The following is a 14,083-nucleotide window of genomic DNA, read 5'->3' on the forward strand; positions in this document are numbered from 1 at the left end:
CCCATACCCCTACTTAGCCTGCCCATGCCAGTCGACGAGGTGGCGGCTCGGTTGGTGTGATCGGTCGGCCGTGCCGAGCGAACATCTGTACGAGTTCCGTCCGGCCGCGCTCCACCACCCTTAGCAGCGGACTGGGGTTGACGGTGTCCGGCAGCGGCGTGTCGGTCGTCAGGTCTCGAACGGAGATAGGGCGGCACAGCCACCGGTGCAGCGCCCGTCGATCGACGGCAGCCTTCTCCCGGTCGCCCAACATCCAGACATCCATCTTGTACGGGGTGCTATCGGTTCCAAGTGCGGCAAGGAGACCGGAATGGCGTACCAGACAGGGGTAACAGGTCCCGCAGTGGTAGTGCTCGGCACCCGGCCGGTCCCGAGGTGGGCGCCCACAGCTGATGGTGGCATGGGTGAGGGTCGCCGGAGCCAGACCGGCGTTCAGGGCCTGCCGGCAGACCTCGCCCTTGGTGAGGTGCAGATACGGGTTGACGACTGTCACCTGGCCGCCGAGAGCGTCAATCAACGAGTTGAGCAGGTGCAGTGTCCCGGGATGTACAGATTTCGTGGAGCAGGCGGCTACCCGGGCCGGTGTGAGCGGGGGATTGACGGCGAGCTGCCCGTTCTCCGGTACGACCACCTGTGGCACCCCGTGGGCGGCAGCGAGGTAGATGGCGGTGGCGAGGTAGAGCAGCCCGCGGGTACGCGCAGATTTTTCCAGCTTCCTGGTGAGACGGACTTGCTGCGACGCCTTGAGCTGCTCGATGTCGCGACGGGCCGAGCTCTCTATCGCGCTCAGAGTCTGGTCCTGCTGGCTGCCCCACTGAGGTTCGAAATAGGAGACAAGCAGGAGAGGGCCGGCCTCGACCTTGGCACGCTCTGCCGCCCATGCGGTGGAATCGAGGCCTCCGGAGAACAGGGCCACCTCTCCCACATCGGCGTAGGTGGTCCGTCCCTGCTGGGGCCACCGCTGCCCGCCGACCCGGACGTTGATCGTCCATTGATCCGCGCTTAACGTCTCCGCGAGGTGAGACAGCAGCCTCAGCGTCGGTGGGTTCCAGACGGAGGGGTCGACCATCTCCACGGACAGGTCGATCCTTCGGGTCCATCCGTCGACTGCGCGCTCGCGCAGCGACAGCTTGTCGGCCAGGTACACGGCTCGGGCGATCTGCAGCAGGTCCTGGGCCCAGTCCGGGCGGTCCTGGGGTACCTCGGCCAATTTCTGCAACCGCTCGTCGGCGTGCTCCAGCAGCGGCCACCCGATGGTCTCCCGCTTCCTATCGGTGGACACGCCGCCCCGGGCTGCGTAGTGATACGCGAAGCTGGCCCGGCTCACGCCGCCAACTCCAATCCGCTGTCGCCGAGCCCGAGGGCCTGAGTCACCGTGGTCGTCAGCAGGTCCTTGGCGACGTCGGCGAGCCGTGGCGGCTCCGGCCCACGTATGACCGCCTCGGCGCAGGGGTTGGGCAGCACCTTGACGACCTGATCAGCAACGAAGCCGGCCACCACATCGGTCGGATCGAGGAAGGCCAGTGCCGGCACGGCGATCTTGATGTTCTCCGCGATGAGGATGTGTACGAATCCGCCGACCACCTCACCGAAGAACGCCCGATACAACGCGCAGAAAAGCTCGCCGGTGACCGGTCTTGGACGGCCAGGATCGGCGAGCGGTCCTTCCTGCGTCACCAGGTGTTCCGCGACTCGTCGGGCGGCCCGGCGGACGGCAGCGTCCACGATGAGTTGGCCATTGCCGGCGACCTGCCCGACGAACCGCCGGACGAACTCGTCGACGTCATCCTGCGCGGCCAAGTCCCCCACCAGCGGAAGATCCGCTCGCCCGAGGCCATCGAGCAGCTCGATCAGCCGTCCGCCGGCCTGCTCCGCTGCCGCACGGATGCCGAACGCCTCCGGATCTGCGTTCAGGGCGTCTCGCAACGCTCGCTGGTACTGGGCCGCGATCGCCTCGGCGCGCTGTTGGTCATGCTCGAGTAGTTGATCGAGTCGGCTGGTGGCGTCCGGCGTCCAGTTGCCCAGCTGGCCTTTGGCAGCGGTCCAGCTGCCGTTCTTCGGACCTGGTAGACGGGTCGAGGTGCCCATGCCGACCTCCCGAAGGGATGGGAAGGACGTCGAACAAAGTCTATTGATACCCACGGTGTTTGACCAGATGCAGTGCGTACGCGAGCGAGGGTCTCCGCTGATCAAGCGTCGAAACGGTAAAGTGCGCAGCCTGAGCCGGAACATGACGGCCGGGGGCGGAAGGGTCGGCGCATGCGGGAGGATTCACCGCGCTGGGAGCAGATCAACTCCAGCTCGTACATCTGGGAGCAGGACGGTCTGCGCGAGCTGGCCGGCTATCTACCCGACGCCGACCCGTACCACGTCTGGACGAACGTCGAGTTCGTCGGTGCCGATGGCTCGATCAACGAGGTCGACGCCCTGGTGTTGACCCCGAGCGGGCTCTACGTGCTCGAGTTGAAGCACTGGCAGGGCGAGATCCGCGGTGATGGCACCCAGTGGCTTCGCCGAGCGCCGAACTCTCGATTGATCCCCGAGGACAACCCGTACATCCTGGCCAACCGGAAGGCGAAGCGGCTGGCCAGCCTGATCCGCTACTACGCCAAGCAGCACGGGCGGCAGCGTGAGACGCCCTACGTCGGGGCCGCCGTGTTTCTCCACGCGAGAGCGATGCGGGCCGACCTCGACGCGATCGGCAGCCAGCACATCTACGGGCTGGAGGGGCACGACTCCGGTCTGCCAGGTCTGAAGAAGCTGCTGCTCGCCCTGCCGCGGAACCCGGATCATCTGGTGGACGAGGTGCGCGGCCGGGAGATCGTCGAGCTGGTGCGCGGCGCGAAGATCCGCCCGTCGGTGGCGGACCGCAAGGTCGGTCAACTGCTGCTGCACCCGAAGCCGTTCGCCGAGGGTCTCGGCTGGCAGGACTTCCTCGCCGGGCACGCGCTGGACACCTCGCTGGTGCGTCGGGTGCGGTTCTACCTGACCAGCCGGGCCGCCGAGCATGAAATCCCGGCGATCCGCAGGGCGGCGGAGCGGGAGTTCCGCCTGCTGCAGGGCATTCACCATCCCGGGGTAGCGCGGGCGCACGACCTGGTCGAGCACTCGTGGGGCCCGGCGGTCATCTTCGACCACCAGGAGGAGTGGGTACGCCTCGACCAGTGGCTGCTGCGACGCGGCGATGCGTTGACCCTGGCCCAACGATTGCAGCTGGTGCAGGATCTCGCCGAGATCATCGACTACGCGCACTCCCGCAGGCTGGCCCACCGGGCGCTCTCGCCTCGGGCGATCTACGTCGGTAACCCGGACGGGCCGCGCCCGACGCTGGTGGTAACCGACTGGCAGACCGGCGGCCGGTTGGCCGGCACGACCCAGCTCACCCGGCTCGGCCCGTCGAGCGACCCGGCCAGCCTGGAGCTGTTTTTCGACGACGAGGTTCGCCGCTACCAGGCGCCGGAGGCTGAGAACGCCACCCGGTTGCCGGGCCACCAGCTCGACGTGTTCTCCCTCGGCGCGCTGGCGTACCGGATCTTCGCCGGTGCGGTGCCGGCCGCCACGCCGGAGGAACTCGTCAACGCGGTACGCGACAGCGGCCTGCACCTCGATGCTGCGGTCGACGGCATGCCGCACACGCTGGTCACCCTGGTCTACGACGCGACCCGGGGCGATCCGGCGCAACGGCTGCCCAGCGTCTCCCGGTTTCACAATGACCTGGAGAAGGTCTGGGAGGAGCTGACCGCGCCGGAGCCGGAGCCGGTCGCCGACCCGCTCTCCGCCCACCGGGGTGACGTGCTCGACGGCGGCCTGGAGGTGAAGGACCGGCTCGGTTCCGGTGCCACCGCCGTCGCCTTCCTGGTCACTCGCGACGGGGAGTCGCGTGACCTGGTGCTGAAAGTCGCCCGCGACGAGCAGCACGAGGAACGGCTGACGGCGGAGGCGCGTACCCTCGCGCGGTTGAAGCACCCACAGGTGGCCGCGCTGGTCGACGGCCCGGTGCGGGTCGGCGGCCGGACCGCGCTGCTGATGGAGAGCGCCGGATCGCGGACCCTCGCCGAGGAACTGCGCGGCGGCCGGCTGGCGCTGGACCTGCTGGAGCGGTACGGCCGGGACCTGCTCGACATCGTCAACTACCTCGACGGCCAGGGCGTCTGGCACCGTGACCTGAAGCCGGCGAACCTGGCGGCCCGACCGAGGCCGAAGGACAAGCAGCCGCACCTGTGCGTCTTCGACTTTTCGCTCTCCTCGGCTCCCGCCGACCAACTCGGCGCGGGCACCGTCGGCTACCTCGATCCGTTCCTCGGTCCGCCGCGCCGGCTGCGCTACGACGCGGCGGCCGAGCGGTTCGCGGCGGCCGTCGTGCTCTACGAGATGGCGACGGGCGTATTGCCCCGTTGGGGCGACAACGCCAATCCGGCCGTGGTCAGCGACGAGGTGGCCCTCGACCCGGCGGTGTTCGACCCGGCGGTTGCGGACCGGTTGGTGGAGTTCTTCGGCCGGGCGCTGGCGAGGGAGGCGGCGGCCCGGTTCGACACGGTCGACGAGATGACCGACGCCTGGCGGGCCATTTTCCAGCAGGTTCCGCAGCCGGCGGTGACTCCGGTCGGCCCGGTGCCGGCGGCGGTGGGGCTGACTCGCGAGTCGCCGCTGGAGGTCACCGAGCTGACCGCTCGGGCCCGCTCGGCGCTGGAACGGCTTGGCCTGCACACCGTCGGCGAGCTGCTGGACGCGGAACCGTCGGCGCTGACCCGAGCCAAGGGAGTGCCGGACGCCACCCGCAAGGAAATCCTCGCCCAGGCGCGGGCGCTGCGCGCCGTACTGCCCGGCAGCAGCGAGTCGACCGCCGTCGAGGAGCAGCCGCTGGCGCAGGGCGTGGAGGCACTTTGCGCGACCCTGCTTCCCGCCTCGACGTCCCGCAACCACCGGACACTGGCCGTACTGCTCGGGCAGACGCCCACCGACGACGGTGAGTTCCTGTGCTGGCCGGCGCAGAGTGAGGCGGCCCGTGCCGTCGGCCGGAGTCAGCCGCAGATCTCCAAGCTGCTCGCTGCCCAGGCCAAGAACTGGCTGGGCGAGCCGGCGCTGGAGGCGGTGCGCAACGAGATCGTGGCACTGCTCGACGCCCGCGGCGCGGTGATGTCCGCCGAGGAGTTGGCCCAGGCACTGATTGCCGCCCGTGGCTCGTACACTCCCGCGCCGAAGCGGCTGCCACAGGCGATCGGGCTGGTGCGCGCCGCCGTCGAGGCCGAGCTGAGCACCGGCGGGGACGCCCGAGTGGCCATCCACCGGTTCCGCACCTCCGGCACCGTCCTGGTCGGTCGGGAACCGGACGACCCGGCGTCTGACGTCACAGCCGCCGACTTCCTGGGGTACGTGGTGGAGTTGGGCGGCCGGGCCGTCGAGCTGGCCAGCGCCGATCCGTTGCCGACCCGGCAACGTGCCGTCGAGGAACTGCGTCGGCTGCCCGTGCCGGCCGGGATGCCGGCCGTTGCCGACCTGCGGCTGTTGCAGCTCGCAGTGGCCGCCCGCACCGATCGGGTCGACGTCAACGCGCAGGGGCAGCTCTACCCGGTGGGAATGCCAGCGGAGCGGGCGCTGCGCTTGTCGGTGGGCAGCCTGATCGGGCAGCGGCTCAGCGAGGAGCAGATCCGCGACCGGGTGCAGAGCCGCTTCCCCCGCGCCGAGCGGCTACCGAAGCGGCCCGTGCTGAACGACCTGCTCGCAGCCGCCGAGGTACCGCTGACCTGGCACCCGCACGACCGGGCGTACGGGCCGGCGACCACGACGGCGTCGGTGACCGGTACCCGACTGGCCACAACCCACGCGCCCCTGCTCGGGCTCACCGCCGCCGACGAGGTGGGGGACAAGCTCGCCTCGGCCATCGACCGGCGGGCCTTCCTCGCGGTGCTGGCGCCACTGCGCCGGCTCGGCCCGGCCCGGCGGGCGCTGCTGGCCCGGCTGCCGCTGACCGAAGTGGACGTCACGGCGATCCTGCTGGACCGGCTGCGTGCGCTGGGCTTTCCGTGGGAGGCGATCGTGGCGGCCGACAACGGCTCCGCGCTGGACGCGGATTTCCGCAGCCTGGTGGACCTGGTCCGGCACCAGGTGGTGCCGGCGGTCAGCGCGGCGATCGCCGCCGCCGAGGGGCCGGTGCTGCTCACCGAGGCGGCACCACTGGCCCGGTACGGGCAGCTCGGGCTGCTTCAGGAGCTGGCGGACCCGACCCGGCCCCGACCGGCGGCCCGGCTGCTCCTGGTGCCGGCACGGCGACCCGAGCCGGCGGTGCTGGACGGGGTGCAATTGCCGCTGACCTCACCGGCCAGCCAGTCGTTGTGGCTCGCCAACGACTGGATCGAGCCTGCCCCGATCACACCGACGAGGACCGTCAACTCCGCTTAGACCGCTGCCCTGCAGGAACCGCCATGTCCCCCCAGGTAGTTGACCAAAGCCGGCCATGACGGCTGATGTCATCCAGAGTCGACCGAGGGCACTGGTTGGTCCAGTCCCGAGCGGATCAACGACGGCTCCCAACCCTCTTCAGCGAAGTCGAAGGCAGGTCGTCGCGGTGTGCCGAGGTGAGGCGGTCGGACACGGGAAGCCGAGCGATGCCTGCGAGGGGCGGCGGCGTGTAGCAGCGCCATAAGCCGGTCGCCATGCTCGACGACTCGGCGGGCGGTGAGATGGGCGCTGGCCAGGTCATCCAGGTTCAGCATCCGCAGTTCAGGTTCACCGTCCGCAATCCACTTCGTCCACTCGTCCACTGCAGGCTCGGTGGCTGAGGTTGAGCCCTCGGTCGTGAGGCCATCCTCATCGAGAGGCGCCGGTAGTTCGAACACATTGTCCTGCACGAGCAAATCGTCGGCGAGGTTGTTCAGGTCACCGATCGCGTCGACGAGTTGCCAGCCGGTGGTGATCAAGTCGGGGTTGTCGGTGGACAGGCGCGGGACGAGGACCCGGGTGAGCTTGCGATGTAGCATTTCCCAATCGCGGTGAAGGCCGGCAGGCCACATGAGCATCCACAGCAGCGCGACCCGCTCGATCGCCTCGCTAGCACCATCGGGAAGTTGCCAAGCAGGCCGGTCGGCCCATGGGTCTGCATCGGCGCGAGCGGTTTCCTGTCGGTGAAGGTGTTGCCATGCCTCGTGCGCGGCCCGGATTCGGCTGAGCGGTCCGGTGATCTCGTTGATGGCGTACTGGTAAACGAGAAGGTCACGTATCCGAGCCCAGGTGCCGCCCATGGCCTCGGTGAATTCTGCAGCGGCTACCTGCCACTGCCGACGCCGGCGAAGGTTCTGCAAACCCGCCAGAAGTACACCAGCGATGTAGAGCTCCAGCGGTACCAGCATCGCTCCGGCGACGATGTTGGCCGTTACGGGCGCTTGATCGGCGAGTTGTGGCCAGCGTCCGTCCACGAATGGGCCCCCTCCGACGACGAGAGCCAGGGACAGGACCCCGACGAGCGTCCACCACATTTTGATCAGCCGGGACACGACGGTACGATAGCCGACCTCTCAGGATTCAAGCCTTCAGAGCGAACAGCGCTCAGCCCCCAGTCTGCTCCGCAGCTGCGACAGCCCACCGGTGCCAGGTAACCAACCCTCCGGCGAACCGGGGGAACCTCAGAATGACCTCTAGCTCGACCGCTCCGCAGACGGCGAGCAGTCTTTGGTCGGAGAGTGGAGCACAGGGGACACGAGTGGCTTCGGCCAGCGGGCGAGGGCGACTTGTCCAGCAGGTAGTGCTCGTGATCACCCTGCGTCCGGCTTGGCAGCCTCGACGGGACCCGTCAGGTCGGGCAGCCCTCCGCTTTTGAGCCAGTCGGCGAACTGCCGCCGCTTCTCGCGGTCCACGACAGCCTTGAGGGCGGCGTCGACAGTGGCCTTCTTCGTCGTGGTGCCAAGGATCTTGCCGGCCTCGGCGATTAGCTCGTCATCGACATCCAGGATCGTCCGGCTCACGGGTGCCTCCTCTGATGGGCGTTACTTGCCTTTGACATCAATCTGGCACGTTCTGATGTCAGACCGGCTGAGTCGCCATGCTGACAGCCGACATGGATGCGGGTCGCTTGTCGGGATAGTTGCGAAGGTGTTGAGGCTGACCGACGAGGGCGATGATCCGTACGTCTGGCTGGAAGATCTTGATGGCGCGGACGCCGCCGGGTGGGTGCGGGACCGCAACGCGGAGAGCCTGGCCACGCTGACCGGAGGCGAGGCGTTCCCCAGGCTGCGGGCCGAGATCCTGCAGGTGCTCGATGCCGAGGACCGCATTCCCTATCCGGGGTGGCGCGGGGACGGGCACTACTACAACTTTTGGCGAGACGCGGCGCACCCGCGTGGGGTCTGGCGGCGGACGACGCTCGATGAGTACCGCCGGGCTGAGCCGGAGTGGGACGTGCTGCTCGACCTCGACGCGTTGGCGGCGGAGGAGGGCGAGAGCTGGGTCTGGCAGAAGGTGACAGTGCTGCGACCCGGCTACGAGCGCTGCCTGATCAGCCTGTCCCGGGGCGGCGCCGACGCCGTCGTGGTGCGCGAGTTCGACCTGCTCCGGCGGGCTTTCGTCGAGGACGGATTCACGCTGCCGGAGGCTAAGAGCCGCGTCTGCTGGATCGATGCGGACCACATCTACGTCGGCACCGACTTCGGGCCGGGGTCGCTGACATCCTCCGGGTACCCACGTGTCGCGAAACGCTGGCGGCGAGGCACGCCGCTGGCGGCGGCCGACACGGTGCACGAGGGGCGGCCGGAGGACGTCGGGGTGTTCGCCTCGCACGATCCGACCCCCGGCTTCGAGCGCGACTTCGTCGGTCGCAGCCTGGACTTCTATCGCACCGAGAGCTACCTGCTGACCGGGGTGGGCGAGCTGACCCGGGTCGAGGTGCCGGAGGACGCCTGGTGGGACGTACACCGGGAGTGGCTTGTGATCCGGCTGCGCTCGCCGTGGCTGGTCGGTGGGGTGACCCATCCCGCCGGCGTTCTGCTGGCGACCCGATTCGAGGCGTTCCTCGCTGGTCGGCGGGAGCTGACGGCGGTCTTCCGGCCCGACGCTCGGACGGCGCTGAGCGGCTACTTCTGGACCCGGAACCATCTGATCCTGGCCACCCTCGTCGACGTGCGGAGCCGGCTGGAGGTGCTGACGCCCGGCGACACGGGTTGGCGGGGGGAGCCGCTCGCGGGGGTGCCGGAGTTCGACCACAGCCGGATCGTGGAGACCGACCCGGACCACGACGACGCCTACCTGCTCGCCGCCGAAGGGTTCCTGCGACCGGCGACGCTGCGGCTCGGCCAGGTCGGCGGCGCGATCGAGACGCTGAAGCGGGCGCCGGCGTTCTTCGACGCGGACGGCCTGGCGGTCCGCCAGTTCTTCGCCACCTCGGCGGATGGCACCCGGGTGCCGTACTTCGTGGTGGGCGACCCGGATGTGCCCGACGGGCCGACGCTGCTCACCGGCTACGGCGGCTACGAGGTCTCCCTGACCCCGCACTACAGCGGGGTCATCGGGCGGGGCTGGCTGGCCCGGGGTGGCAGCTACGTGGTGGCGAACATCCGCGGCGGCGGGGAGTACGGCCCCGAGTGGCATCGCGCCGCGCTGCGGGAGAATCGGCCTCGGGCGTTCGAGGATTTCGCGGCGGTGGCGGCCGACCTGGTGACGCGTGGGATCACTACGCCGGCACAGCTCGGCATCGAGGGCGGCAGCAATGGTGGGTTGCTGATGGGGGTGATGCTGACCCGCTACCCGGAGCTGTTCGGGGCGGTCGTCGCGCAGGTGCCGGTGTTGGACATGCGGCGCTACCACCGGCTGCTGGCCGGGGCCTCGTGGATGGCCGAGTACGGCGACCCGGACCGGGAGGCCGACTGGGCGTACCTGCGGGAGTACTCGCCGTACCACAACGTCCGCGGCGACCGGCCGTACCCGCCGGTCCTGTTCATCACCTCGACCCGGGACGACCGGGTGCATCCGGGGCACGCCCGCAAGATGGCGGCCCGGCTGCGCGAGCACGGCCACGAGGTGGCGTACTACGAGAACGTCGAAGGTGGGCACGGCGCGGCGGCGAACAACGAGCAGCGGGCCTTCGTGTGGGCGCTGACGCTGGAGTTCCTGTGGCGGAAGCTAAGTTTGTCGCAACCTGGGCCTGCGGTGCCGCCGCGCCAGATTCCCGTACCAGCGAGCCGTTGACCGAAGGAGGCTGACCGGCTATTTGTCCAGGATGGCCATTCGGAGGGCACCTGAGTCGTCACGCGCTGTGGTAAGAATCTAGGAATGCCGCTGCGCAAGATCGTGTTGGAGAACTACCGCTGCTTCCGGGATCGGCAGGAGGTGGAGCTGGCGCCGGTCACGGTGGTCCTCGGCAAAAACAACTCCGGCAAGAGCGTGCTGACCCGCGCGCCGCTGGTGATCGCCACCGGGTTCAACACCACCAGCACCGCCCCGCTCGACCTGGACCGTCTGCAACCGCAGCCGGTGGATGGCTTCGCGGATCTCGTCTTCGAACAGAGTCCACACGGCAAATTCTTCCTTGGATTCGAGGTGGACGGACCAGCTCCCTTCTCGATGCACGCGACGGTTCAACTCGTGGACGAGGAGCGGACGGCCTTCGTCTCTGACCTTCGTGTTGGTCTTGAGGACCAGGAGTTCGTCCTCTCATGGCAGCCGACCATGACCGACGGCTACGAGGGTTTCTCGTACAAGATTCAGGCGTCAGGGCGGTCACCGGTCGTGCGGCCCGTTCCCTTTGCCGGGCTACGGCCGAGTCCGGCGAACGGCATCCCGGAGCTACGCCCCCTGGGGGAACGGCGTGACGGCCTGACTCTCGGCCCCATCCGATTTCTCAGCGCGTATCGCGATCGGCCTGAGCGGCAACATCGGCTTCCGTTGGGAGTGCCTCGCGGTATCGGCGAGCAGGGCCAGGGCACTCTCGGAATACTGGCCCACGACCAGGCGCGCAACGGCGGCGAAATACTCGCGCGGGTGAACAAGCGGCTGGCGGTAATCGTTCCGGGCTGGCGAATAGAGGAAATCGAGGCAGGGCCGTTGTGGTCGACGGTGTTGACCCGTAACGGCAGCCGGGTGCGGGTGAACCTGGCCGACGCGGGCACCGGCCTGTCGCAGGTCCTGCCGATCCTCGTGCAGTGCGCGCTCGACGAGCAGCGCGGCGTGGATGCACCGCAGGCCCTACAGATCATCGAGGAGCCGGAGATGCACCTGCACCCCGGTGCGCACGCCGCGTTGGCTGATCTCTACCTGAACACCGCGCGGGCGACCGGCACCCGCTTCCTCATCGAGACGCACAGCGAGACCCTGCTGCTACGACTGCGTCGGCACATTGCCGAGGGGTGTCCACCCGAGATGGTGGCGGTGTATGTGGTCGAGCAGCACGGCGGCGTGTCGGAGGTGCGACAGGTTGGCATCGACCGTCTGGGCAACCTTGACGATGAGTGGCCCGAGGGTTACTTCTCCCAGGACTACCACGAGGTGCGGGCACTCGCGGCAGCTCAACTGAGGCAGGGTGGCTATGCGTCTTGACATCGAACCCGAGGTCTTCACGTCCGGCGACCGGCTGTCGACGATCCAGCTGCTGGCACTTGCCGTCGAAGGGCGGCACGAGTGGCGGCCGAGCCTGCCGGTCGCCCTCAGCGCTGAACGGTTCGTCAGCGAGGAAGTCCCAGTGCTGTCCGAGTTCGTGCAGAAGACGCTGGTAGAGGCAGCAAGCCCAGCTCCTGCCGCACCGGCCGTTGCCCAGGTCACCGCCGCGAAGCTCAAGGACTTCGTAGCGGACCTGCGCCGACCTGCCACGCTGATAGTGGAAAACCGGATTGCTGACGGCGGTTTCGTCCGTGCGGTCGCGCTGGCCTTCGGGGACCATCGAGTGGTGGAGGCGCTGGCCCCGGAGAGGCAATGGCTGTGCTTCAGCAACGGCGGGGGCAGTGGCGACATTCCCGAGTTGGCGGCCGACGAACGGGCCAGCTTCACGGTGCTGGTGCGGGTGGCGGTGCTCTTCGACAGCGATCGTGAACACGCGGGACACCAGGGACGTAACCAGGACAAGGCTGAGAAGTGTGTGCAGCACGGGGTCAGCGAGGTCCATCTGCTGGCCTGGCGAATGATGGAAAACTACGCGCCGTTCCGGATCTGGGAACACCACTTTGTCTACAAGTCTGACCATGTCGAGGATCTGCGGGCCATCGCGCCCGAGCAACGGGGCTACCTCCACCTCAAGGAGTGGTTCAAGGCACGCCGGTGCCATGTGCCCAAGCGGGTCTTTCCTGCCGAGGTGGCTCTCGCCGAGGAAGACTTCGCGGAGTTGGGGCCGGACGTCGTTAGCGAGCTACGGGAGTTGCTCGCGATGATTAACCGGATTCTGTAGGAGACTAGGTTCCATGCGCACCGATCAGGCCGAGATCCGGCCCGACCCGACCATCGCGCTCGTCGATGATCTCTTGGGTGGCATCGGTCGAGGCGAGATTCGGGTACCCGCGTTCCAACGCCCCTTCGTCTGGCGGCCCAATCAGATGCTGGAACTGTTTGACAGCATCGAGCGTGGCTACCCGATCGGCAGCCTGCTGCTCTGGCAGACCGACGAACGGGTCCCATCACTGGATCGCATCGGCGGGCTGGAGGTGCCTCCACCGCAGGCCGGACGGCAGGTCTCCTACCTACTGGACGGTCACCAGCGGGTGTCCACTCTCTTCGGCGTACTGAACCGTCCCCTGCGGGACGGCCCGGTCGAGGAGGAGCAGGACTGGATCTGGCAGATATACCGGGACCTGCGGCCTGATCCTCTCGGCTCGGACCGCTACCGCCACCACCGATCCGGCAAATACTCCCCGCACCTGCTTCCGCTGGCCGCAGTGATGCGGACCCGGGATTTCCTCCGGCACTTTCACCGGGTAGAGCTGTCAGTCAAGGACAGCAACCAGGCGGACGCACTGACCCGCGAGGCGGAGGCGGTCACACAGCGCATCAAGGGATACAAGCTGACGCTCGTTCGGCTTCAAGGCGCCAGCATCGACCAGGCGGTCAACGTCTATGCCCGGCTCAATCGCACCGGCACCCGGATGGACCCAGACCAGATGGTCTCAGCGCTCACCTACCGGCGAGAACAGCCGTCGCTGGCGAGCCGGATCGACGACATCGTCACCTCGATCGCCGACACCGGCTTCGGGGAGCTTCCGCGGCTCGCGGTGTTCCGCTCACTGCTGGCGATCGCCGGCGAGTCGGACATCATGTCGCCGCGCTGGAGTCTGGTCGCCGACTACGTGCAGAACCGGTTGCACGACGACCTGCCCCACACCGGCCGGGCGGTGCGATTGGCGGCGGAGTTCCTGCGCAACGGCATCGGGATGCCGCACTCCCGGTTCCTGCCGTACTCACATCAGCTCGTCCTGCTGGCGATGTTCTTTCATACCTGCCGGGAGCCGAGCGGCAAGCAGTATGACGGACTGCGTCGCTGGTTCTGGGTGACCTCCTGGTCGGGCGCGTTCGCCGGGGCGACCTCGACCATGCTGCGCCGGGCGCTGGCAGAGATGCGACGATTCGCCAACGGTGATGCAGATCTGCCGCTGGACGTGTCGGATGTGCAGCCGATGCCGGAGTCGTTCAACCTCAACGGCGCGCGGACGAAGGCGTACGTGATCTGGGAGGCGTTGGAGTTTCCCCGGCGCTTCGACATGCTCGGCCAACCCTTCGAGGTGGCGAACGTGCTCTCGACGGCGGACAACCAGATCTTCCGGCACGTGGTGCCGCGGGACCCTCGCCCAGCTAACCGGCTGATCTTCCCCACTACGCCAAACACCAGCGTCCTCATGGCGCTCAAAGGGCTTGACCTGCCCGTGGGGCCGGGTCTCTTTGACGGCAACCCCGAACTACGTCGGCTGGTGGGCCCGTCGAAGACCGAGCAGATCCTGGAGAGCCACGGCATCCCACTCAAGGCGTGGCGGCGGCTCTGCGACGGGGGCAACGGCGGTCAGATTTTCGTCGACGACCGCACCGAGCTGCTGGAGCGGCGGCTCCGCGCCTTCGCCGAGCACCTGGACGTGCGGGTAGGTGGCCAGCTAGCTGGCGCCGCCGATGACGATTCGGAGTAGTG

Annotated in this window: 9 protein-coding genes; 5 read left to right on the forward strand and 4 right to left on the reverse strand. The window is 68.3% G+C overall.

The annotated features are described in order from the left end of the window. Positions 1-13: 13 nt before the first annotated feature. Both AB0N27_RS00965 and AB0N27_RS00970 read right to left on the reverse strand, forming a co-directional pair. Entirely contained in the window at positions 14-1,327 is a 1,314-nt protein-coding gene (locus AB0N27_RS00965; protein ID WP_364362381.1) for a 7-cyano-7-deazaguanine synthase, read from the reverse strand. Then, on the reverse strand, positions 1,324-2,088 hold the full coding sequence (locus AB0N27_RS00970; RefSeq protein WP_364362382.1) for a hypothetical protein: 765 nt from the start codon (positions 2,086-2,088) through the stop codon (positions 1,324-1,326). Before AB0N27_RS00970 ends, AB0N27_RS00965 begins: the two co-directional genes overlap by 4 nt. Before the next feature lie 171 nt (positions 2,089-2,259). On the opposite strand from AB0N27_RS00970, the gene pglW reads away from it, so the two are divergent. Then, the gene (gene pglW, locus AB0N27_RS00975) at positions 2,260-6,399 is read left to right on the forward strand and encodes a BREX system serine/threonine kinase PglW (RefSeq protein WP_364362383.1); all 4,140 of its coding nucleotides are present in this window, start codon (positions 2,260-2,262) and stop codon (positions 6,397-6,399) included. A 68-nt stretch (positions 6,400-6,467) separates the two neighbouring features. Here the strand turns inward: pglW and AB0N27_RS00980 are convergent, their stop codons facing one another. Both AB0N27_RS00980 and AB0N27_RS00985 read right to left on the reverse strand, forming a co-directional pair. Further along, entirely contained in the window at positions 6,468-7,490 is a 1,023-nt protein-coding gene (locus tag AB0N27_RS00980; RefSeq protein ID WP_364362384.1) for a hypothetical protein, read from the reverse strand. Between the two features lie 258 nt (positions 7,491-7,748). Then, positions 7,749-7,958, reverse strand: a complete 210-nt coding sequence (locus tag AB0N27_RS00985) for a type II toxin-antitoxin system VapB family antitoxin (protein ID WP_364362385.1) — start codon at positions 7,956-7,958, stop codon at positions 7,749-7,751. A gap of 127 nt (positions 7,959-8,085) precedes the next feature. Between AB0N27_RS00985 and AB0N27_RS00990 the strand changes: the two genes are divergently transcribed. The 4 genes from AB0N27_RS00990 to AB0N27_RS01005 all read left to right on the forward strand — a co-directional run bounded on the left by AB0N27_RS00990 (position 8,086) and on the right by AB0N27_RS01005 (position 14,081). After that, positions 8,086-10,173 (forward strand): prolyl oligopeptidase family serine peptidase, encoded by a 2,088-nt coding sequence (locus tag AB0N27_RS00990; RefSeq protein ID WP_364362386.1) that lies wholly within the window; start codon positions 8,086-8,088, stop codon positions 10,171-10,173. Between the two features lie 84 nt (positions 10,174-10,257). Continuing rightward, on the forward strand, positions 10,258-11,520 hold the full coding sequence (locus tag AB0N27_RS00995) for a DUF3696 domain-containing protein (RefSeq protein WP_364362387.1): 1,263 nt from the start codon (positions 10,258-10,260) through the stop codon (positions 11,518-11,520). Continuing rightward, a complete protein-coding gene (locus AB0N27_RS01000) occupies positions 11,510-12,361 on the forward strand; it encodes a hypothetical protein (RefSeq protein ID WP_364362388.1) in 852 nt (283 codons plus the stop codon). Before AB0N27_RS00995 ends, AB0N27_RS01000 begins: the two co-directional genes overlap by 11 nt. Before the next feature lie 13 nt (positions 12,362-12,374). Continuing rightward, positions 12,375-14,081 (forward strand): DUF262 domain-containing protein, encoded by a 1,707-nt coding sequence (locus AB0N27_RS01005; RefSeq protein ID WP_364362389.1) that lies wholly within the window; start codon positions 12,375-12,377, stop codon positions 14,079-14,081. Positions 14,082-14,083 lie beyond the last annotated feature (2 nt).

Source organism: Micromonospora sp. NPDC093244, assembly GCF_040683695.1.
Taxonomy (GTDB): Bacteria; Actinomycetota; Actinomycetes; order Mycobacteriales; family Micromonosporaceae; genus Micromonospora.

What these genes read in the sequence shown, in the direction of transcription:
- AB0N27_RS00970 (WP_364362382.1), bottom strand. Translation starts at nt 2,088, where the DNA reads ATGGGCACCTCGACCCGTCTACCAGGTCCGAAGAACGGCAGCTGGACC.
- pglW (WP_364362383.1), top strand. Translation starts at nt 2,260, where the DNA reads ATGCGGGAGGATTCACCGCGCTGGGAGCAGATCAACTCCAGCTCGTAC.
- AB0N27_RS00995 (WP_364362387.1), top strand. Translation starts at nt 10,258, where the DNA reads ATGCCGCTGCGCAAGATCGTGTTGGAGAACTACCGCTGCTTCCGGGAT.
- AB0N27_RS01000 (WP_364362388.1), top strand. Translation starts at nt 11,510, where the DNA reads ATGCGTCTTGACATCGAACCCGAGGTCTTCACGTCCGGCGACCGGCTG.
- AB0N27_RS01005 (WP_364362389.1), top strand. Translation starts at nt 12,375, where the DNA reads ATGCGCACCGATCAGGCCGAGATCCGGCCCGACCCGACCATCGCGCTC.